This window comes from Paenibacillus sp. J2L1-98, from assembly GCF_056269405.1.
In genome coordinates this window covers 52,598-73,279 of sequence record NZ_JBWDNW010000004.1, presented here as the reverse complement: position 1 = coordinate 73,279, position 20,682 = coordinate 52,598, and the positions used below count along the sequence as shown (strand labels likewise).

The 20,682-nt window shown below is 50.1% G+C and carries 20 protein-coding genes; 6 read left to right on the top strand and 14 right to left on the bottom strand.

Going from position 1 to position 20,682, the window contains the following annotated elements; genetic code table 11:
* Position 1: 1 nt before the first annotated feature.
* Positions 2 to 898: a hydroxymethylglutaryl-CoA lyase gene (locus AC0YNZ_RS10505; RefSeq protein ID WP_475826554.1), complete on the bottom strand. Its 897-nt coding sequence runs from the start codon at positions 896 to 898 to the stop codon at positions 2 to 4.
* Positions 895 to 2,136, bottom strand: a complete 1,242-nt coding sequence (locus AC0YNZ_RS10500) for a CaiB/BaiF CoA transferase family protein (protein WP_475826553.1) — start codon at positions 2,134 to 2,136, stop codon at positions 895 to 897. Before AC0YNZ_RS10500 ends, AC0YNZ_RS10505 begins: the two co-directional genes overlap by 4 nt.
* Positions 2,137 to 2,353: 217 nt before the next feature.
* Here AC0YNZ_RS10500 and AC0YNZ_RS10495 point away from each other — a divergent pair, with 217 nt between their 5' ends.
* On the top strand, positions 2,354 to 3,253 hold the full coding sequence (locus AC0YNZ_RS10495) for a LysR family transcriptional regulator (protein ID WP_475826552.1): 900 nt from the start codon (positions 2,354 to 2,356) through the stop codon (positions 3,251 to 3,253).
* A 92-nt stretch (positions 3,254 to 3,345) separates the two neighbouring features.
* Entirely contained in the window at positions 3,346 to 3,594 is a 249-nt protein-coding gene (locus tag AC0YNZ_RS10490; RefSeq protein WP_475826551.1) for a hypothetical protein, read from the top strand.
* Between the two features lie 26 nt (positions 3,595 to 3,620).
* Here AC0YNZ_RS10490 and uxaC read toward each other — a convergent pair whose 3' ends face one another.
* Both uxaC and AC0YNZ_RS10480 read right to left on the bottom strand, forming a co-directional pair.
* Entirely contained in the window at positions 3,621 to 5,027 is a 1,407-nt protein-coding gene (uxaC, locus tag AC0YNZ_RS10485; protein ID WP_475826550.1) for a glucuronate isomerase, read from the bottom strand.
* Between the two features lie 27 nt (positions 5,028 to 5,054).
* The gene (locus AC0YNZ_RS10480) at positions 5,055 to 6,347 is read right to left on the bottom strand and encodes a Gfo/Idh/MocA family protein (protein ID WP_475826549.1); all 1,293 of its coding nucleotides are present in this window, start codon (positions 6,345 to 6,347) and stop codon (positions 5,055 to 5,057) included.
* 129 nt (positions 6,348 to 6,476) lie between these two features.
* On the opposite strand from AC0YNZ_RS10480, the gene AC0YNZ_RS10475 reads away from it, so the two are divergent.
* The 4 genes from AC0YNZ_RS10475 to AC0YNZ_RS10460 all read left to right on the top strand — a co-directional run bounded on the left by AC0YNZ_RS10475 (position 6,477) and on the right by AC0YNZ_RS10460 (position 10,590).
* Positions 6,477 to 7,331: an AraC family transcriptional regulator gene (locus AC0YNZ_RS10475; RefSeq protein WP_475826548.1), complete on the top strand. Its 855-nt coding sequence runs from the start codon at positions 6,477 to 6,479 to the stop codon at positions 7,329 to 7,331.
* A 150-nt stretch (positions 7,332 to 7,481) separates the two neighbouring features.
* Positions 7,482 to 8,486 carry a Gfo/Idh/MocA family protein gene (locus tag AC0YNZ_RS10470; RefSeq protein WP_475826547.1) on the top strand — a complete coding sequence of 335 codons (1,005 nt, stop codon included), beginning with the start codon at positions 7,482 to 7,484 and terminating at the stop codon, positions 8,484 to 8,486.
* A gap of 38 nt (positions 8,487 to 8,524) precedes the next feature.
* Positions 8,525 to 9,475, top strand: a complete 951-nt coding sequence (locus AC0YNZ_RS10465; RefSeq protein WP_475826546.1) for an AraC family transcriptional regulator — start codon at positions 8,525 to 8,527, stop codon at positions 9,473 to 9,475.
* A 32-nt stretch (positions 9,476 to 9,507) separates the two neighbouring features.
* Positions 9,508 to 10,590: a Gfo/Idh/MocA family protein gene (locus tag AC0YNZ_RS10460; RefSeq protein WP_475826545.1), complete on the top strand. Its 1,083-nt coding sequence runs from the start codon at positions 9,508 to 9,510 to the stop codon at positions 10,588 to 10,590.
* A 173-nt stretch (positions 10,591 to 10,763) separates the two neighbouring features.
* On the opposite strand, the gene AC0YNZ_RS10455 is transcribed toward AC0YNZ_RS10460, so the two are convergent.
* The 10 genes from AC0YNZ_RS10455 to AC0YNZ_RS10410 form a co-directional block, all read right to left on the bottom strand.
* The gene (locus AC0YNZ_RS10455) at positions 10,764 to 11,459 is read right to left on the bottom strand and encodes an SDR family oxidoreductase (protein ID WP_475826544.1); all 696 of its coding nucleotides are present in this window, start codon (positions 11,457 to 11,459) and stop codon (positions 10,764 to 10,766) included.
* Between the two features lie 60 nt (positions 11,460 to 11,519).
* Positions 11,520 to 11,978 (bottom strand): VOC family protein, encoded by a 459-nt coding sequence (locus tag AC0YNZ_RS10450; protein WP_475826543.1) that lies wholly within the window; start codon positions 11,976 to 11,978, stop codon positions 11,520 to 11,522.
* 670 nt (positions 11,979 to 12,648) lie between these two features.
* Entirely contained in the window at positions 12,649 to 13,698 is a 1,050-nt protein-coding gene (locus AC0YNZ_RS10445) for a LacI family DNA-binding transcriptional regulator (protein ID WP_475826542.1), read from the bottom strand.
* A gap of 366 nt (positions 13,699 to 14,064) precedes the next feature.
* Complete coding sequence (locus tag AC0YNZ_RS10440) at positions 14,065 to 14,844, bottom strand: ABC transporter ATP-binding protein (protein WP_475826541.1); 780 nt, start codon at positions 14,842 to 14,844, stop codon at positions 14,065 to 14,067.
* A 26-nt stretch (positions 14,845 to 14,870) separates the two neighbouring features.
* Complete coding sequence (locus AC0YNZ_RS10435; protein WP_475826540.1) at positions 14,871 to 15,749, bottom strand: ATP-binding cassette domain-containing protein; 879 nt, start codon at positions 15,747 to 15,749, stop codon at positions 14,871 to 14,873.
* Between the two features lie 23 nt (positions 15,750 to 15,772).
* Entirely contained in the window at positions 15,773 to 16,639 is an 867-nt protein-coding gene (gene nikC, locus AC0YNZ_RS10430) for a nickel transporter permease (protein WP_475826539.1), read from the bottom strand.
* On the bottom strand, positions 16,636 to 17,580 hold the full coding sequence (gene nikB, locus AC0YNZ_RS10425) for a nickel ABC transporter permease (RefSeq protein WP_475826538.1): 945 nt from the start codon (positions 17,578 to 17,580) through the stop codon (positions 16,636 to 16,638). The genes nikC and nikB overlap by 4 nt, the downstream gene beginning before the upstream one ends.
* Position 17,581: 1 nt before the next feature.
* Positions 17,582 to 19,159 (bottom strand): nickel ABC transporter substrate-binding protein, encoded by a 1,578-nt coding sequence (nikA, locus tag AC0YNZ_RS10420; protein ID WP_475826537.1) that lies wholly within the window; start codon positions 19,157 to 19,159, stop codon positions 17,582 to 17,584.
* A gap of 63 nt (positions 19,160 to 19,222) precedes the next feature.
* Positions 19,223 to 19,372 (bottom strand): 50S ribosomal protein L33, encoded by a 150-nt coding sequence (gene rpmG / locus AC0YNZ_RS10415; protein ID WP_053377650.1) that lies wholly within the window; start codon positions 19,370 to 19,372, stop codon positions 19,223 to 19,225.
* 29 nt (positions 19,373 to 19,401) lie between these two features.
* Positions 19,402 to 20,616 carry a GTP-binding protein gene (locus tag AC0YNZ_RS10410; protein WP_475826536.1) on the bottom strand — a complete coding sequence of 405 codons (1,215 nt, stop codon included), beginning with the start codon at positions 20,614 to 20,616 and terminating at the stop codon, positions 19,402 to 19,404.
* Positions 20,617 to 20,682: the final 66 nt, after the last annotated feature.

Sequence of the window (20,682 nt, the reverse complement as noted above, 5' to 3'; positions counted from 1 at the left end):
TTCATGGCTGACACGCCTGAAGATTTCGGCTGGTAAGCTTTTTCCCTACTTTTTCTTGAATAAATTGAGCCGCAGCGGTCAGCCCGGGTACATCAACGCCAGTAGAAATACCCATGCCATGCAGCATATTCACCAAATCATCTGTAGCAACGTTACCTGCAGCCCCCGGAGCGTACGGACATCCTCCAAGTCCGCCCACGGATGCATCGAAGGTTCTAATCCCCATCTCTAACGAAACAAGAATGTTCGCCAGAGCCATTCCGCGGGTATCGTGAAAGTGAAGGGCAAGACAGTCTGACGAATATCGTTTCAGCAGAACGTCAAGGGTTTCTGCCACTTGTCTCGGATTGGCGGCTCCAATCGTATCCCCCAGCGACACCTCGCCAACTCCCATTTCCAGTAACGCCTCTACTACCCGGATTACCTCTTCGAGCTTCACGTTCCCTTCGTACGGGCAGCCGAACACAGTCGATATATAACCGCGGACTGTCTTTCTTGCTATCATCGCATCGCTTGCCACATCGGCAAGCTCTTGAATGGTCTCGTCAATCGATTTATTGATATTCTTGCGGTTGTGCGTTTCACTCGCGGATAGAAAGACGGAAACTTCGTCTACGCTTACTTCCAGTGCCCTTTCAAGCCCCCGTTGATTGGGAACAAGCGCTGCATAAGTAACCCCTGGAATATGATCGATCCCCTTGGCTACCGCAGCGGCATCGGCCAAGGCCGGAATCCATTGCGGGCTCACAAAGGACGAAATTTCGATATACGTTAACCCCGTCGATGACAATTGGTTGATCCAGGAGATTTTATGGTCCGTCGGAACAAACAGCATCTCATTCTGTAACCCGTCTCTTGGACCAACCTCTTTAATAAGGACATTCTCCGGCAGCTTCATGCTGTTTCACCGCCAGCTTGCTCCATCCGATGCACGACATGGGCTGCAGGATGCGTATAGATAATATTGTTCTTGCTCAACTGCTCAATTACGTCAGTGCCATAACCCAACTGCTGAAGAATATCAAATGTATGTTCCCCCAATAACGGGGGCGGGCTTTGTACCTCCACCACACTCTGGGAGTATCGGATCGGTGTCCGCAACACTGGCAGAGTTCCAAAAACAGGGTGTTCAACGTTCACAATCATATGATGGTCCCGTATCAGATCGCTGTCCACGAGCTGTTCCACATTCCAAATCGGACCGTGCAGCACGCTGTTCTCCGACAAAATGGAACACCATTCCTTCGTGGTTTTATTCAAGAAAATGAAATTCAATTGTTCACTTAGCCGCTCCCGATTCTGCACTCGAAGTTGATTGGTCTTAAAGTCTTCATGCTCCGCCAATTCGGGACTGTCTATCGTTTTGCAAAAAACAAGCCACGCCTGATCGGATTGAGCCCCTGCCATCAGCCACCCGTCCTTCGTAGGAAAGGCTTGATAAGGAACCACCTCCGCATGCTGGCTGCCCATCGGTAAGGGTGATTTCCCGGAGGCGGTGTACTGTCCAAAGCGCGTTGACAGATTAAATACCATGGAGTCGATCAGGTTCAATTGCACCCTTTGTCCCGTACCGCTCCTTTCCCGCTCCAGCAGAGCTGCGCATATAGCGCCGAAAGCAAGATAGGCGGTCGATGTGTCGGCAACCGGAACACCGACGAGCAGCGGGTCTCCGCCCGGTTCACCCGTTATACTCATCACAGCCCCCATTCCTTGCATGACGGGGTCCATTCCAGGAAGATGCGCATATCCCGGGGTATCTCCGAAGGCAGAGATGGAGCAGTAGATTACGCTCGGATTTATTTCTTTGATCTGTTCGTACCCAACACCTAATTTGTCGCAAGTACCCGGGCGGTAGTTCTCGACAATAACGTCTGCAGCAAGGCATAATTCATGCGCGATTTTCAACCCATCCGGGTCTTTCAGATTCAAGGAAATAGAACGCTTTCCATGGTTATAAGCTGCAAACAAATAACTCTCGCCCTCCTTGAAGTAACTGCCCGAACTACGAACCTGATCGCCGGACAGCGGCTCAATTTTAATGACTTCCGCGCCCAAATCGGATAACATATTTGTGCAATAAGGAGCTACCAGCCAATGTGCAATTTCAACAACCTTAGTCCCTGAGAGCGGTCCCATCCAGTAAACCCACCTTTTGTTTTCCACTAATTTGTTATTAAGCGAACCGGTTCCCCGATTATATGCTTGGATTACCTCGTCATGATCTTTGTCATCAATATTGAAAGCGATTACTTTTTTATTTTACATATAGGATTTTATTATGTAAAATACGTGTTGTCGATATTAATATAGTTTTTATCTATACAAATACGAAGGCGAAGGAGATGGACAAGCAATGAGAACGGAGCAGTTGCAATACTTTGTGGAGGTCGCCAAATTCGGTTCTTTTTCATTGGCAGCTCAAAACCTTCACATCGCCCAGCCCAGTATCAGTCAAGCTATCAGCAATCTGGAGCATAATCTGAACGTCAAACTATTCGAGCGATCCAGAACCGGTATTCGTTTAACTCCAATCGGTCATTCTTTATACATAAAGGCCCAGAACATTCTCAATATCGTCGGCGAAATGTACGACGAAGTGCTCGCCGAGACCAATGTCATTAGCGGAAACCTCCAAATCGCTGCCATTCCGAGCATTTGTAACGCTTATTTAAGCGACGTGCTTTCAGCTTATAAGAAAAAATACCCCAATGTCCGGATCGAGGTCAATGAGGAAGGGACATCCCAAATCTTGCAGGAAGTTTTGTCGAACCGGGTTGAAATCGGTCTCGTCTCGCGTCTTCCTGACGATGTTTTAGACAAGAAGATTGAGTTTTTCCACTTAATGACTGGCACTTATATGGCCTATGTCGGGAAAAACTCCTCCCTGCCTTTAAGCAATCCAATCTCATCGGAAGTGATCGCCAAACAGCCTCTCATCACTCTTAAAGGCGGATATCGGCAAGAAGATTACCTCAAAAAAATGCTTCATACAGATGAGTTAAACGTGCTGCTAACCCTCGGATATACGGAAGCAGCCAAAAAAATAATTGCGGAAGGAGTTGCCGTCGGTTTTTACCCGGATTTCTCAGTCAGACAGGATCCTTTCGTCAAATCCGGCGACATCATCCCGCTGGAGATCGAGAACAATAGTCTCGTCCTTCAGTTCGGATGGGTCCGAGCCAAGAACCAGCGTTTCTCCACAGCTGCTCAAGAATTCATTAAATTGTTAAAGGACGTCATCACTATTAGGTAATGGAGTATTTCATACTCCTGCGAATGTTGGATAAGCCGCTTAGCATACCCTATTACGATTGTAATGCGCCAATCCGCAGGAGGACTTTCATTGTGCTTAAACGAGCGCGAGCTTCCCGAAACAAAGAATTTACGGTCTACGTAATTCCCGCATGGAAATGGAAGGAATTTATCGCCTTCGAGCTTATCGGCGGCACAGCGTTCTATTTGCTTTGCAGAAAAACGGCTAATTCCGAGTTATTCGGCATCGCCGCCAACATAGCCGGGCCGCAAATGCTCAAGTATGTGATGGCCGCTTACCGGATCAACACAAAAAACGTTCCGCAGTTTCCGCCGGACTAGCGGAAATGCAGAACGTTCCTTAAGAGCTAAAAGCCGAAGTAAGCTTTCGCATTGCGGTAGGAAATGTTTTGAACCATATCGCCAAGCAGCTCCATGTCCAGCGGCGCCTCGCCATTTTCGACCCATTCGCCAAGCAGATTGCAGAGCAGGCGTCTGAAATATTCATGTCTGGTGTACGAGAGGAAGCTGCGGGAATCGGTCAGCATGCCGACAAAGCGGCTAAGCAGTCCCATATCAGCAAGCGTATTCATCTGGTCCAGCATACCGTTTTTCGTATCGTTGAACCACCACGCCGAGCCGAGTTGAATTTTGCCCGGCACCCCGCCGCCCTGGAAGCTTCCGATCAACGAGCCAAGCACGTCATTATCCTTCGCATTAAGCGAATAAAGAATCGTTTTCGGAAGCGCATCGTCCGTATCCAGCGCGTCAAGCAGCTTTGCAAGCGGGTATGCCACTGCGCTGTCGTTGATCGAGTCGAAGCCGGTATCCGGTCCCAGCTTGCCGAACATGCGGGAGCTGTTGTTTCTTGCCGCGTTAATATGGAATTGCATCGCCCATCCACGCTCGGCATATAAGCGTCCCAGGAAGAGCAGCGTATACGTTTTGTACTGCTTCTCTTCATCCAGACTAACCGGTTCCCCGTTCAAGGCTTTGGCGAAAATAGCCGCAGCAGCATCCTTCGTCGTCTCGGCGTAAGCAACGTAATCAAGCGCATGGTCGGATACTTTGCAGCCGGTCTCGTCGAAAAACTTCACTCTCGCCGCTAGCGCAGCAAGCAAAGCATCATAGCTGTCGATCGTGCTGGACACTGCAGCCTCAAGCTTGCCGATCCACTCTAGAAACGTTGCGCGGTTTATCTCCAGCGCTTTGTCCGGCCGGAACGACGGCAGCACCTGCACGTTGAAATCTTCCAGCTCCTTGATCGCGATATGATACTCAAGCGAATCAGCCGGATCATCTGTCGTGCAAATGACCTCGACATTAGACATCTTGATCAAATCGCGCGCTTTAAACCCGCCAGTCGCCAGCTTCGCATTAACCTGCTCCCAAATCGCCGGCGCATTTTTCTCATTAATAAGCTCTTCTACACCAAAATAACGGCGGAGCTCTAAATGCGACCATTGATAAAGCGGATTGCCGATCGTATGCGGAACCGTCTTTGCCCAAGCCTCAAAGCGGTCGTAATCGGTCACGCCTTCGCCGCCCGTTACGTAGCGCTCCTCTACCCCATTCGCGCGCAGCGCCCGCCATTTATAGTGATCACCATACAGCCATGCTTCCGTAAGGTTCGCAAAGCTCGTATTCTCAAATATTTGCTGCGGACTTAGATGGCAGTGATAATCAATAATCGGCATGTCCTTCGCAAAATCATGGTATAACCGAATCGCCGTTTCATTCGATAACAAAAAATGGTCGTCCATAAATGGCTTCATTTCCGTATTCCCCCATTATGCTATTTGCTATTTGCGAAACTTCACTAGATCATCAATCTGCACGGCTAGCCCCGTTTGAATCGAACGGTTCGCTGCGATGCCGGTAAGAATCGATCTCGCTCCGTCAATATGATTAGCCGCCCGGTTGAAAGGGTCCTCCACAGCCGTTCCGAACAAATCGTTCAGCAATACAGGATCTCCTCCGCCATGGCCGCCGAGACCTTCCTCTACCTCGACCTCATACGGCGCGGCAAACATCGGAAAAACTTTAATCGTTTTTTCCTTCAGCGCGCCCTCCTCCGACTTCTCTCCGCCGGAATTGACGTACGACTGCTCGACGATATTCATCTCAATGCGGCCCTTCGTTCCGTTAAAGGCGATGCGGTAGCCTTCCCAAGGCAAGTAAGCGTTTAACGAATACGTTAAGATCGCGTTGTTTTTGTAGCGGACGAGCACGCCCATCGTGTCTTCAATATTGATGCCGTCACCGAACACGCTCTGATCGCGGCGATAGCCGTCCTCATGCTCCGCATCCAAATACATTGCTTTTAAATGATCATTTTTATCCAAATGCAGCGCAAAAGGATCGTTCTCGGCAACCGGATTGCCTGTCGCGCGCTCATAAAATTGAGTTTCACCGCGCTGCTCCGCATTTTCGCGCCCATAGAACAACAAATCTCCGTAAGCAAACACCGATTCCGGCTGCGAGCCGATCCAGAAATTGACGAGATCAAAGTGATGCGTCGACTTATGCACGAGCAAGCCGCCGCTGTTTTGTTTGTTGCGATGCCATCTGCGGAAGTAATCGGCGCCGTGCTGCGTATTGAGCAGCCATTCGAAGTGAACGGACGTTACTTTGCCGATCGTACCGCTTGCAATAAGCTCTCTAGCCTTCGTATGATGCGGCGCATAGCGGTAGTTGAACGTCACCCGTACATGGCGTCCCGTACGCTCAACCGCGTCCAAAATTTCCTGGCATTTTTTCTCGTCGACCGTCATCGGCTTCTCCGTCACAACATCGCATCCGAGCTCTAGCGCCCGAATGATGTACGTATGATGCGTACGGTCCACGCTCGTCACGATAACCGCATCCGGCTTCTCCATCTCGATCATCTGATCGAATTCATTCGATTTGTACGTTCTTACAGCAGGATGCTTATATTTATCAACTAAAATGCGGTTCGCATAGTCCATTCGGGTTTGGTTAATATCGCAAAAAGCGAGCAGCTCCGACGTATCCCTGAAATCGGCTGCAAGTGCACCATAGAAAAATTCAGCTCTGCCGCCGCTGCCTACCAATACATAACGTTTTTTTGACATAATCCTAATTCCTCCCTCGATTTGCTTACTTTCATCATACTGCATGAGAGTGATATAATTCTCTGCATATCATGCTGTATTTTTATGAAACACCGCTTTTTTTGCGGTAAAAAGAAGAGGAGCGGATCCATGATGGCCAATCAGCTTGAAACCTGCAGCTTCGGCTCTACTCCCGAGCTGTATGTGGAGTATGTGAAGCGTTCAGCACCCTACACGATGGAAGACGACCATTATCATGACTATTATGAAATCTACTATATGCTGTCCGGGCAGCGGATCTACTTTATACGCGACCGGTCTTATTCCGTCGAGCAAGGAGATCTCGTTTTCATCCACAAACATGAGCTGCACAAAACGATGCATACCGGCGATTCCTCCCATGAGCGCATCATCATTCATTTCGATGACGCGATGATCGGCCGCTTAGCGGGAAAGCATGCCGGCCTCCTATTAACGCCGTTCAGGCAGCCGTCCCATATCATACGCCTGCCGAGGCAGGAGCAGCTGGCCGCTGACCAAATCATGCGGAGGCTGCTGACGGAGATCCGGCAGCAGCCTGACGGCTACGAGCTGTTCCCTCCCTATGCGTTAACCGAGCTGCTGCTGCTCGCAGCCAGATATACGCAGCAGCACGAGCCTGCTCCGCTCCACCATGCAACGCCCATGCATGCGAAAATATCCGAAGTGATCCGCTATATTAACGCCCACTTTGCAGAGCCGCTTCGGCTTGGCGGGCTTGCCGAGCATTTTTTCATCAGCCCCTACTATTTAAGCCGCATGTTCAAGGAGATGACAGGCTTCACCTTTTCCGATTACATCATACTTACAAGAATAAAGGAAGCGCAGCGTCTGCTCCGCGAATCCGATACCAGCATAACGGATATTGCCGCTGCCGTCGGCTTCGATAACTTTTCCCATTTCGGCAAAACGTTCAAAAAAATTACCCGTGTATCCCCGCGCGGCTATCGCAAGCAGTATTTGTAAACAAACAGAAACAATGTCGTAATATCATACATTTGTAGTCATTAAATTGCACTAAAAATAAGAAATGAAATATGTTAGATTATATTTGTTGTCATATATTTGTATACGAATGATGAATTCACTAATAGACGCCCAGGGAGAGATGAACCGATGATTCGAATTGGTAAAATCAGTTATTGGCATGTGCACGCATGGGATTATACGAAGCAAGCGCAGGAGCATCCGGGTACAGAAATCGTTGCGGTATGGGATGAAATCGCGGAACGCGGACAGGCAGCTGCCGAGAAGCTGGGTGCTTCTTTCTACGAAAATCTGGATGAAATGCTGAAACGCGACGATATTGACGCAGTCATTGTTGACGCGCCGACCGTAAGGCATCAAGAAGTTATGGTAGCGGCGGCCAGAGCGGGCAAGCATATTTTTACGGAAAAGGTCGTAGCTGCAACGTTGAAGGAAGCGAATGCCATACTGGATGAAGTAACCAAAAATAATGTAAAATTAACCGTATCGCTGCCTCGTTTAAATGACGGCTATACGCTCGCGATTCGCGATATTTTGTCCCAAGGCGTACTTGGAAAAATAACGCTGGTACGGGCCCGCCTGTCTCACAACGGGGCAACCGCGAACTGGCTGCCTGAGCATTTCTACAGCTTAGAGGAATGCCTCGGGGGCGCATTAATCGATTTGGGTTGTCATCCTATGTATTTGACCAGACTGTTTATGAATGAAATGCCTAAGGAAGTATCCGCTCATTTCGGATACGTGACAGGCAAGCAAGTGGAGGATAACGCAGTATCGGTATTATCCGCTCCTTCCGGTGCGATCGGGATTGTGGAGGCCGGCTTCGTAAACAATCATTCCCCGTTTACGCTTGAGGTGCATGGCACGGAAGGTACGCTGCTGTACGGTACGCCTAACAACAAACTGCTGCTTCGCACATCCGCTCCAGGCATCGAGTCCTCCGAGCAATGGACGGAGCAGGCCATTCCGCCGGCAAGAGAGAGCGCTTTCGAGCAATGGGTGCAGCATATCGAAAACAACACATCGGCAGACGAAAATATTAGACTGGCCATTGATTTGACAAAACTAATGGAAGCTTCGAATCTGTCCGCCCGCGAGCATCGTTCCGTGAGAATTGACGAGCTGAGCGAGTAACCGCACGAGTAAAACAGATTTTCCGAGGAGGAATCGGCATGCCTAACTTCCCATACGAGGTGATGCATGAACGCCAGGATGCGCTTGAGCGTCTTGAGCTGTGCATCAGGTGGGGACAATACGACATTCATGTGCTGCGCTTCCATCTGACGCAATTTCCTCCCGGTAGAATTGTCGGATTCCACAAGCATGCGGAATATGAATTTCATTTCATACCGCAAGGCAAAGGGAAGGTTATTATTGTCGATCAAGAATACGCGCTTAAGCCGGGCATGTTCTATTTAACCGGACCTGACATTATGCATTATCAAGAAGCAGATGCGCTTGAAGCCATGGATGAGCTCTGTCTGCACATCGACATCATCGACCTTGCAGCGCAGGACGGTTGTGAGCATATTCATACGGGTGATGATTGGGAAGCCGCCGAAGCTCACGATTGTATCGAGAAGCTCAGAACGCTTCCGCTTTACCCGACTAATGACCTGCATCAAGCGATGCCCCGCTTTCTTGAAGCTTACCAGGCCTGCAGCGATAATTTTGTCGGGAGCTACACGACCATCAAGCAAACGGTTATCCAAATACTGCTGCGCGCCGTTCGCGCTTACGACAGCGCGAGCGAACAGAAGCATCTGCCAACGCGCGATATGAAGGCTTACCGTTACCGGCTCGCCATGGAGTATATTTACGCAAACTATGACGGCGTTATCACGCTTGAGGATGTTGCAGACAAGCTTAATCTGAGCTCCCGGCATATTCAGCGGCTGTTCAAGGAGCTCCATCACGGACATACCTTCAGCCGGATTCTTGAAGACATCCGCCTTGATGCCGTATGCCGTGAGCTGCAGGAGAGCGAGCAGTCCGTGGAGAAAATAGCCAAGCTTGCCGGCTTTGCCGGCGGCAACTATCTACACGCTGTATTTCGCAAGAAATTCGGCGTCACTCCTTCCGAATACCGGAAGAGCACTCGTCACCAAATACCGCAATTATAAAAACATACGAAACGACTAGGAGGCTTTTAAACATGTCCAAAAAAATGTATAAACTCGCGATTATCGGCTGTGGCGGTATTGCAAACGGCAAGCATCTGCCAAGCCTAAAGAAACTGGATAACGTTGAAATCGTTGCGTTCTGCGATATTATCGAGCAGCGCGCTATTGAAGCAGCCGGCTTATACGGTACAGAAGACGCAAGCGTATACACGGATTATACAGAGCTGCTGACCGATTCCTCAATCGAAATCGTCCACGTCTGTACGCCTAACGACTCGCACGCGGATATTGCAATCGCTGCGCTTGAAGCCGGCAAGCATGTCATGAGCGAGAAACCAATGGCCAAAACCGCATTCGATGCTCAGCGCATGTTGGATGCTGCCCGCCGTACGGGCAAGAAACTTACCGTCGGCTACAACAACCGCTTCCGTCCGGACAGCCAGCATTTGAAGAAGATATGCGAGGCTGGCGAACTTGGCGACATTTATTACGCGAAAGCGCATGCGATTCGCCGCCGCGCGGTGCCGACTTGGGGCGTTTTCCTAGATGAGGAGAAGCAAGGCGGCGGACCGCTTATCGATATCGGCACGCACGCGCTTGATCTGACGCTGTGGATGCTTGACAACTACAAGCCGAAGGTCGTGCTTGGCACTTCGTACCATAAGCTTTCGCAGCGCGAAAACGCCGCAAACGCTTGGGGACCTTGGGACCCGGCAAAGTTCACGGTCGAGGATTCCGCATTCGGAATGATCGTCATGGAAAACGGCGCTACGATCGTGCTGGAATCCAGTTGGGCGCTCAACACGCTTGAAGTTGACGAAGCCAAGTGTACGTTGTCTGGAACAGAAGGCGGCGCGGACATGAAGGATGGCCTTCGCATTAATGGCGAGCAGCACAGCCGTTTGTATATGACGAAAGTTGATTTGAATGCAGGCGGAGTTGCCTTCTACGATGGCAAAACCGAAAGCGACGCCGATCTCGAAATGAGATTGTGGCTGAAAGCCATCGACGAGGATACCGATCCTGTCGTTAAACCGGAGCAGGCCTTCGTCGTTTCGCAAATTCTTGAAGCGATCTATGAATCATCAAAAACCGGCAAAGCTGTATATCTATAATCAGAAAAAAAGAGCTGCCTGGCTCGGTCTACTAAGACCTTGCCGGGCAGCTTTTTTCCATCCAGTTCGTTTCCGGCTGTGCTAGGGAGAAAACCCCGTCCTCAGCGAATAAAATGAAGGCGTCGGGAGCATGACCCGGCGCAGCTATCAATCTCTCTCTTCTCATGAGTGCCTTATACTTTCATAGGAGCGCCCCGATGATCAATAAACAGCGCGTCTGACTCCGTTTTCCGCTCCACGATATTCAATATGCCGGCAGCGGATACCGTCGCATCGCCCGGTGCCTGCTCGCCGCCCATATCCGTTCTGATCCAGCCCGGATGAAGCGCATGAACGACTATTCCTTGCGGCGCCAGCTCGCGGCGAAGCTGTGCGGAGAACATATTCAGAGCGGATTTTGAGAGCGCGTAGGAATAATCACCGCCATAAGCGCCTGCAAAGCTGCCCGCTTCCGAGCTAATATTGATAATACTTTGCCGCTCTCCTAGGCGAAGCAGCGGCAAGAAATGCTTGAGCACCACGATCGGGCCGAATAAATTCGTCTGGAAGGATTGCTCCACCTGTTCCATGTCAAGCTGCTCCAGCTTTTGGTCTCTCCCGAGCAATATCGCCGCGCTGTTAATAATGGCGTCAAGACTGCGAGTTCGGTTTTTCACTTGCTCACAAGCATAACGGACCGAGTTCTCATCCGCGACATCCAGTGGCAGTATCGTTAATTGTCCGATAAACTTCGCGAGCAGCTCCTGCAAGCCCTCAGCAGCAGAGCCCGGGCCGCGGACACCAGCCAGTACATGGTGTCCCCGCTCACACGATTCTGCAGCAAGAGCCAGGCCCAAGCCTCGATTCGCACCTGTAATCAATATGTTCATGCAGCTTACTCCTCCTGTCGAGATCTGTATTGTGCAGCTTATTGTAACTGAAATAATCCGCTATTCCTTATCGTTCTCAAGCAGCTCCAGCATCATTTTCAACTGCTTAAATGTATCCATGTAAGCATATCGTCCGCCGGTGTACTCTCCTTTTTGGACTAACGCCATACCGTTCTTCTCCATCGATGCAACCTTCTCTTTCATACCGTCGACGACGAAGGCAATATGATGCGGGCCTTCCCCATGCTTGTCAAGATGCTCTCTCCATGTGCTCGGATGCTTATCCGGCTCAATGAGCTCAAGCTGCAGGGAGCCCATGTCGAAAAAGGCAAGCTTAGCGCGGGCCGGCGACGATTCCCCGTTATATTCCGTTTGCGCCTTGTCTACCGTATCTGTCCAGAACCAGCCTGGCTTCTCCACCCCGAAAAAGTCCGCATAAGCTTGTGAGGTTTCATCTATATCGTTAACTAACAGTCCAATTTGAGTAATCGTCCGTGTTCCAAGTATATTATTGTCCAAGCTTATCGACTCCCTTAGGTTGTTTTTATCGATATCGAATGTCATATATGCTGCAAAAGCAATTGCGCCTTCTCATGCTCCCCAATTTATAAGATCACACCTCCTACATTCGCATCCCCCCTCTCAAAATAAAAACGCCGACACTTCCATGAACACGCGTTTATTTTGTATAAAAAAAATAATAACAGCCTGTTCCGGCTCAACCTGCCGCCCCAAACTTAACGAAGCGCTAATGACTATGTAACGACTTCTGCTCATCACTCTAATCCTGAAATACGCTTTTTAAGTAACTCTTCAAACCGCTCCCGCTGCTCCACCGAGCTCATTAATTCGATTTTAAGTAACAAATATAGAACCCTTTGTTATACCGCATACTTTAGTTCGATTTTGAATAACTAATTTATGATCTTTCACTGTACCGCGTACATTAGTTCGATTATGCAAACTTAAACGCAAGTTTTAAAACGTCCGGTCAGAAAAGCGCTATTTAGTTATGCAAAATCAAACTTAATACGTTATTTTCAAATACAAGCATGAATTAGTTCGATAAAATCGAATTAGTTGCCGAAACACAAATTGCCATGCGGAGGAGGAGATACTGATAAGCCTGACTAAATCCTTCGGATTAGTGAATAATCAAAGAACTCTCCGAACTTCAGCTTGCAATCGGCTAAGTTTGTGTAGCCACCCTTTGACAGGAATCACGTACAACGAGCTCCGTTCCTACGGCAACCTGATGGAATGAATCGGCGCCATTCTCGATTTTTGAAATCAATGTTTTGGTCAATTTGTCCATCATATCAGCAAAATCAATCCGGATCGTCGTTAATGCCGGACTATAGTGGGCACTTAAAATATGGTCATCGAAGCCGATGACCGATATTTGCTGCGGCACGAGAACACCCGATTCCTTCAACGCCCGGATGGCTCCGAAAGCTACACTATCGTTTGCTGCAAATATCGCTGTCGGAAGCTCCGCCCTGGATTTCATAAATTTCTTAATTGCCTTATAGCCGCTCTCCTCATTAAAATCACCCGGCAGCATCCATTGCTGAACGAGCGGCAGATGATGTCGAGACATCGCAGCTTGAAAGCCTCTCCACTTGGACGGCCCGGAGTATCTGTTCATATCGCCGTTGATCATGCCGATTTTTTCATGTCCCAAGCTCACTAAATAATCGACTGCGTGACCTACGCCCGTTTCGTTGTCAAAGTTAAACACAATGCGGTTGGGTTCGGAACGGCCCGGTAAGTGCTGATCGACGATCGCCACCATAAATCCTTCAGCTATAAGCTCCTCAATGAGCGGCTCATGATTCGCTGCTCCAATAAATACGCCTCCGTCAATTCTTCGCTGAAAGAAGCTTTCCTTAATCGTGCGGGTCTCTTCCAGCTCTCTCATATCCCGAACGATATGTGTCAGCACGTAATAACCATGAGAAGAAGCGCTTTCAATAATCCGTGCAAGCAGCAAGCTCGAGATGCTGTCGCCGGATACACGGCCGGAATCGATCATAAATAAACCAATCGTTCGCGTGCGCTTGCCTGCCAGCACTTGAGCGGATAGGTTAGGGAAATAATTGTATTGCTGAATGACCTTCATTACTTTTTGCTTCGTCTTCTCGGGGACATTGGCATAATTATTGATTACGCGGCTGACCGTGCTTCTGGAAACTCCAGCTAACTTGGCGATTTCCGTGCTGTTTATTTCCCTGCTCAATCAGAGCCCCCCTTTCAATAAACACGTGTTTATGGGCATATGTTACCAATGATCTAAAGAGCTGTCAATTGCTAATGTCACGCATCTCATTTTACCTTGAGCAAAAGCTTTTTATTGATTTCTGCAGCCTGGAACATTCGCAGCCTGGGCTTAAAGTTTTCTGCTTCACAACTGCGCCCTCACCTCGGCTTCTTGCACATCGCGCTATAAAATCCATACAAACGCCCCCCATACCTGAGTCCGGAAGCTGCATACGCCCTCCTAGTTATTACTGTTCATACAGCTTTCGCTGTTTCATGCCCGTACACAAAAAAAGCAGCTGCCTCCGGAGCCTTTCTCCTGAGACAGCCCCTATCGCCCGGGCAGCTAAGTTGCCGCAGCGAGCAGCTGCTTGGTGTACTCGTGGCGCTCCTCGCCCAGCAGCTGTCCGCGGGAGAAACGATCCACGATTCGGCCTTCCTTCATCACGATAAAGCGGTCGCTCATCATGCTTACAGCCGTAATATCATGCGAGATGAAGAGATATGCCATACCAAGCTCACGCTTTAATTCCGTGAGAAGCTTCAGCATTTGAGCTTGCACCGATACATCAAGGCTGGAGGTCGGTTCATCGCAAATGAGCAGCTTGGGTCCCAGGCTTATGCCGCGCGCTATAGCAACGCGCTGTTTTTGCCCGCCGCTCAGCTCATACGGGTACCGCTCCAGATGGTTTGCCTGCAAGCCGACCATCTCCAGCAGTTTTTTCGCCGTTTCTAATCGGGAATGACGTACATCCGCCAAGAAGGCTGGCAGCACATGCTTGAAATTATCCAGCGGCTCCATAATGGAACGCCAAATCGGAAGCCTTTGGTTCAATGCGGATGACGGGTCCTGAAACACAACCTGCATATGCTGCCGCATCTCGCGCAGCTTCTTTCCCTTTAAGGAGAGCATCGGGACGCCGTCCAGCAGAGACTCGCCGCTGTCAGGCTGCTCGAGCGCAAGCAGCAGCCGGACGAGCGTGCTTTTGCCGCTGCCGCTTTCCCCAACGACGCCTACACATTCGCCGCTATTAATAGAGAGGGATACATCCCGCAAGGCATGCACGCTTCTTCCCATTTCCTTATATGTTTTATTTATACCATGAACCGTTAGAAGCGGTGTCATGAACTTCCCTCCTCCGATTTCGCAAATTAAGCCTCCGCAGACAGCGTGCTCTGATGCATTCGTTCAAGCTCCACCAAATCCGGTTTCGCCTCGAGCAGCATTCTCGTATACGGATGGCTCGCATCTCTTACCATTTTATCTGCGCGATTCTGTTCGAGGAGCTGTCCATGTCTCATAACGGCCACCGTATCAGCCCGCTTCATCACATGCCGCAGGTCATGCGAGATAAGCAATACGGCGCATGCCGTCTTCGCTTGCAGCTTGGCAAGCAAGCCGAGCACGCGCTCGCCTGCCAGCACATCCAGCGCCGTCGTCGGCTCATCTGCTATGAGCAGAGCAGGCTCCAGCATCATAGCTGATGCCATAGCTGCGCGCTGGAGCTGTCCGCCGCTAAGCTGGAACGGATAGCTTTCAAAGACCCGCTCCGCCGGTAAGCCCGCTTGCTCAAGCCACTCTAACGCGGCTTGCTTCGCTTCCTTGCGTGAGCAGCTGCGGTGGCTGCGCAGCGTCTCTATCAATTGCGCGCCTAATTTAATAAAGGGTGTAAAGCTGCTTTGATAATCTTGGAATACAAACCCGATTTTGCTCCCGCGCAGCTCTCTTCTTTTCTTATCCGGCAACCTGCCGATGTCCTCGCCGCTAAGCAAAATACGGCCTTCCGTCACTTGAAGATTAGGAGGAAGCAAGCCGATTACCGCGCTTGCAGTCACGCTTTTTCCGCTTCCGCTCTCGCCTACTAACGCGAAAGTTTCGCCCGGCCGGATAACCAATGACAAATCCTTAACGAGCAGGCGATGCTCCTTGCCTTTGTCCGCACAAATATACAAGTTTTCGAGCTGAAGCACAGGCTCAATCGACACGATCGGGGCTTCCCGTTTAATGCTTATACCAGCCGCTTGATTCATTACTTTTCACCCCCGCTGCCTGTTTAAATGCTTTTATCATCAAGCCGGTCGCGCACGCCCTCGCTAATCAAATTGCAAGAAATAACAACGAGCATAATCGCGAGTCCCGGATAGATCATGAGCGACGGATTGGCTTGAAAGTATGGCCTTCCGTCATTCAGCATCGCACCCCACTCCGGAGACGGCGGCTGTGCGCCTAATCCGACATACGATAATGAAGCAATGATTAAAATAATTTTTCCAATGTCGAGCGCTGCGAGCACGATGACCGGCGAAATGATATTCGGCAGCAAATGCCGCCGAATAATCGTCCAGCCGCTGCAGCCTGCGGCACGCGCCGCAAGCACATATTCCTTCTCGCGCTCGGATAATACAATGCTTCGAACAACACGGGCGTAGCCAATCCAATTGACCAGTATGATCGACAGCATCAAATTGGTCAGGCTGGGACCAAGAAAGCCGGTAAAAGCGATCGCCATAATAAAATCGGGAAATGCGCCAATCGCATCAACCATTCGCATCAGTACGGCATCCGCCCGGCCGCGCTTGTAGCCCGCCAGCAGCCCTATGGGAATCCCAATGATCATGACGGCTGCTAAAGCCAGCGCTGCTATGCCTAATGTAGTTTGAGCGCCCGCGGCCAGTCTGGAGAACAGACATCTGCCTAAATGGTCGGTACCGAGCGGATACTGCCAGCTTGGCGCCAGCAAACGTTCAGACATATTGACGGTAAGCGGATCATTCTGCACCATAAGCGGTCCTATGAATGCGAGCAGCACCATAACCGAAAGGATAGAAATACCAACTGTTGTCTGCCGACTTCTGCGGAAGCGGCTCCACCGCTTCCTGCCAGCTTTGGAGCAAATCAAACCTGTAATGACCGTCCTCATGACAGCTCCCCCTTTCGAATACGGATTCGCGGGTCAAGGAGCCCGTAGCTTAAGTCAACGAGTAGATTCACTCCTACAACAACCATTCCCATCAGCAATACGAAGCCTTGCACAATCGGATAATCCCGTTCGAAAATAGCCGATACCGCCATCGTACCAAGTCCCGGCCAAGAGTAGAGCGTCTCTGTAACGACAGAGCCCGCAAGCAAGCTGCCGATGCTCATCCCGCATACGGTTATGACCGGCAGCATGGCGGCACGCATCGCATGCAGCGACAATACACGCCATTCCGGGATGCCTCTTGCTCGGGCAGCGCGAATATATGGCTCAGACATGCTCTCCAGCAGCCCCGCTCGAAGTAAACGCGAATATTCGGCCGACAGGCCAATTCCTAAAGTAAGTGACGGGAGTATCATTTGTTTAAAAGTTCCTTTGCCCATCATCGGAAGCCAGTGAAGCTTGTAAGCGAACAAATAGATAAGCAGGAGCCCGAGCCAGAACAGCGGCACCGAGGCTCCAGTCAATGCGAAGATACGGCTTACGTGATCGGGCCATTTTCCGCGATATTTAGCGGACAACGTTCCGAGCGGCACCGCAATGAGCAGCATGACGATTAAACCTCCCGCCGTGAGCTGCAAGGTTGCAGGCAGCCGGTACATGATCTCATCAAGCACCGGTTTGCCCTTCATATACGAATAACCCAAATCAAATTGCACCACTTGCAGCAGCCACATGCCATATTGCACAATTACCGGCTTATCGAAACCAAGCTCCCTCCGCAGTTCTTCTTCATCCGCCTGCGTCACGGCTGCGGTGTCAGCCTCGAGCATCAGAAAAACGGAATCACCTGGCGCCAGCTTCATTAGTATGAAAGTGAGCAGCGACAAAAAGAAGAGTACGGATACGAGCTGCAGCACACGTTTTTTGACGACATGCAGCATCTCACTTCACATCCAACTGATTCGTAATAATATAATATTCCTCCGGACCCGGCTCCCAGCCGGTAACACGGTTGTTCATGCCAACGATAAGATTCGGATAAATGACATAGGAATGCGGGACAGCGTCCATAACGGCCTTCACGGCCGCTTGCGTTAGCTTGGCCCTCTCTGCCGTGTCACTCGTTGCATTCAGCTTCTTCACCGCATCAATAATCGAGTCGTTCTCATAGTCCGTACCGTTCAACGATCCGCCGGGCATGAAAGCAGAATTCAGGAAATAGCCGCCATCGCCGCGCGGAGCTGACAAGCTGCTGTATGTAACGATATCCCACTCTTTATTTTCGCGAATATATGTATCTGCATTTTCTACCGTTGAAATATGGATCGTAACACCTATCTTAGCCGCATCGGATTGCAGCAGCTGAGCGATTAGCGGAAGCTCAGGACGGGCGCTGTAAGTAGCAAGCTCTAGTGTCAGCTCTTTGCCGTCCTTCTCCAGCTTGCCGGAGCCGTTTAGTTTATAGCCCGCTTCCTCAAGCAGCTTTTGCGCAGCCTTTGCATCTGAGGGCCGAACGCCTTCCTTGCTGCCGAAAGGCAGGCTGGAGTTGAATGGACCACTCGCCGGTGTTCCGTTTCCAAGCATGATCTCCTTCGCTGCGCTCTCGCGATTCAGAAGCAGGTCGACCGCTTGTCGTATTTTAATATTTTGCAAGAAGGGCTTCTGTTGGTTGTAGAGCAAATAATGAACGCGTAATCCGGCAATCGAATCCACATGAAGATCCTTATCCTGCTCAATGCTGTCTACCGTCTCGGATGGAACCGAATAAACGATATCCGCTTCCTTCGATTGCAGCGCCAGCGCCCTTACGTTACTGTCTTCGTTAAATTTATAAATAACCTTATTCACTTTGGCTTTTCCATCCCAATAACCGTCATAACGTTCCAGTTCAGCTTCAATATTGGGTATGAATTTTACGACTTGGAAGGGACCGGTACCGACAGGAGCATGGTTGAACGCTTCTGTCCCCATCACCTCTTCCGCTGCAACGCTCATTATGGATGCGTACGGGTTCACCAGCTCCGACGGTAAAGCGGGATGCGGCTCGCTCGTCACGATTTTCAGCTCATTTCCCTTTGCCTCCATCGACGCGATTTTCAAGGAGCCCGCAAGCACCTTGCTTGCAGCAATGCCCCGTTCGAACGAGGCTTTAACCGCCGCAGCATCAAGCCTCGTACCATCATGGAACGTCACGCCCTCGCGAATCGTAAACACCCAGGTTACGTCGTCCGCCGCTTCCCATTTCTCAGCAAGCCATGGCTTTACCTCTAAATTCTCATCCATGCGAACCAGCGTCTCCACAATTCCGGCACGCAGCGTTTCCCAGCTGTTATGCGGATCCAAGCTTGCTGATTTAAAGTTGCGAATGACTGTTACCTGCTTCTCCGCTTCCGCTGCGCGTCCTTGCGCTGCTTCATTTGGAATTTCATTATTGCCGCATGCAGCAAGCGCTCCTGCACTTAGCAATACTACTGCCAGTAGAACGGCCAGATATTTTTTCGAATTCAATAATGCTTTCAATCGATTACTCCCTCTCTGGAAAAAAACGACTGGATGTTTTCGTCCAATCGTCTCGTCGTTGTGTTATCTCGTTTCTCTGTGGACCGTAACCCGTTTGAGCCGCGGGCTGTATTTTTTAACTTCCAACCGCTCAGGCGTCGTTCGTTTGTTTTTTGTCGTTGTATAGTTACGGTCACCCGTCTCTGTACAAGCAAGCGTCACGATTACTCTCACTTCATTCACCTCCTAAAAAATTTTCTGCATCAATGAACATAAGATTCCAACTGCTCATTCGATGCATTTGGGAAAAAATCCGTGAACTCGCTCCAATCCTGCGTTAGCTCATTATCGCTTAGTAAGCAGCTGTCGAGCGAGTCGATCAACTTCGTTCGATTCATTTCGATTCCGATAAATACGATTTTGTTGATACGGTCGCCGTATTCCTCATGCCATAAGCCGGCAAGCTCGGTGTCCTCCTGCAGCACAGCCTCGCGCTCCGCTTCAGTCAAGGCAGCTGCCCACTGACCGGCTGGCCCGAATTGAATGGAAGGACCGGCCTGGCTTAAGCTTTGCGCGTAATTATTGCGTGTCGCAAGCCATACCATGCCCTTCGCCCGGACGATTTCCTCCGGCCATTCCTGCATCCATTTCATTAGCCGCTCTGGATGAAATGGCTTGACCCGTTCATAAACGAATGAGGATATGCCGTATTCTTCCGTTTCCGGCGTATGAGAGGGAGCCGCCATTTCTTTAATCCAGCCCGCCGATTGACTAGCCTCGTCGAAGTCGAACAGCGATGTGTTCAAAATCTCCTCCGGATCCACTTCTCCTTTGGAGGTGCGAATGAATTTGGCGCGCGGCTGCAGTGTTCGGAGCACGCCCTCAAGCTCTGCCAATTCTTCTTCGCCGACAAGATCGCATTTATTCAAAATAAGCACGTCGCAAAACTCGATTTGGTCAATAAGCAAATCGACAACCTCACGGGTATCCCCTTCGTCGACAGCCTGACTGCGCTCCAATAATGTTTCGCCGGAGGAGTAGTCATGCCAGAAACGGTAAGCATCCACGACCGTGACCATACAATCGAGCTTGCAAAATTGTGTCAGATCGATGCCTTGCTCTTCATCGATATAAGTAAAGGTCTGAGCGACGGGAACCGGCTCGCCGACGCCAGTCGATTCAATCAATATGTAATCAAACCGGTTTTCCTTCGCCAGTTTCTCTACTTCCTTCAGCAAGTCCTCCCGCAGCGTGCAGCAGATGCAGCCATTGGACATTTCAACTAGCTTCTCGTCCGTCCGGGATAAGCCGCCCCCATCCTTTATTAGAGAGGCATCAATATTCAATTCGCTCAAATCATTTACGATGACGGCGACCTTAAGACCGTCGCGATTGTTCAATACATGATTCATAATCGTGGTCTTGCCTGCGCCCAAATAGCCGCTTAATACGGTTACCGGAATTTTGTTCACTGTCACAGTAGCACCTCAATTCTATTCTATTCAACACCTTTTCAGAACGTAATAATTACGATTATCTCTGAT

What these genes read in the sequence shown, in the direction of transcription:
- AC0YNZ_RS10505 (WP_475826554.1), bottom strand. Translation starts at nt 898, where the DNA reads ATGAAGCTGCCGGAGAATGTCCTTATTAAAGAGGTTGGTCCAAGAGAC.
- AC0YNZ_RS10500 (WP_475826553.1), bottom strand. Translation starts at nt 2,136, where the DNA reads ATGGGACCGCTCTCAGGGACTAAGGTTGTTGAAATTGCACATTGGCTG.
- AC0YNZ_RS10495 (WP_475826552.1), top strand. Translation starts at nt 2,354, where the DNA reads ATGAGAACGGAGCAGTTGCAATACTTTGTGGAGGTCGCCAAATTCGGT.
- uxaC (WP_475826550.1), bottom strand. Translation starts at nt 5,027, where the DNA reads ATGAAGCCATTTATGGACGACCATTTTTTGTTATCGAATGAAACGGCG.
- AC0YNZ_RS10480 (WP_475826549.1), bottom strand. Translation starts at nt 6,347, where the DNA reads ATGTCAAAAAAACGTTATGTATTGGTAGGCAGCGGCGGCAGAGCTGAA.
- AC0YNZ_RS10475 (WP_475826548.1), top strand. Translation starts at nt 6,477, where the DNA reads ATGATGGCCAATCAGCTTGAAACCTGCAGCTTCGGCTCTACTCCCGAG.
- AC0YNZ_RS10470 (WP_475826547.1), top strand. Translation starts at nt 7,482, where the DNA reads ATGATTCGAATTGGTAAAATCAGTTATTGGCATGTGCACGCATGGGAT.
- AC0YNZ_RS10465 (WP_475826546.1), top strand. Translation starts at nt 8,525, where the DNA reads ATGCCTAACTTCCCATACGAGGTGATGCATGAACGCCAGGATGCGCTT.
- AC0YNZ_RS10460 (WP_475826545.1), top strand. Translation starts at nt 9,508, where the DNA reads ATGTCCAAAAAAATGTATAAACTCGCGATTATCGGCTGTGGCGGTATT.
- AC0YNZ_RS10455 (WP_475826544.1), bottom strand. Translation starts at nt 11,459, where the DNA reads ATGAACATATTGATTACAGGTGCGAATCGAGGCTTGGGCCTGGCTCTT.
- AC0YNZ_RS10440 (WP_475826541.1), bottom strand. Translation starts at nt 14,844, where the DNA reads ATGACACCGCTTCTAACGGTTCATGGTATAAATAAAACATATAAGGAA.
- AC0YNZ_RS10435 (WP_475826540.1), bottom strand. Translation starts at nt 15,749, where the DNA reads ATGAATCAAGCGGCTGGTATAAGCATTAAACGGGAAGCCCCGATCGTG.
- nikC (WP_475826539.1), bottom strand. Translation starts at nt 16,639, where the DNA reads ATGAGGACGGTCATTACAGGTTTGATTTGCTCCAAAGCTGGCAGGAAG.
- nikB (WP_475826538.1), bottom strand. Translation starts at nt 17,580, where the DNA reads ATGCTGCATGTCGTCAAAAAACGTGTGCTGCAGCTCGTATCCGTACTC.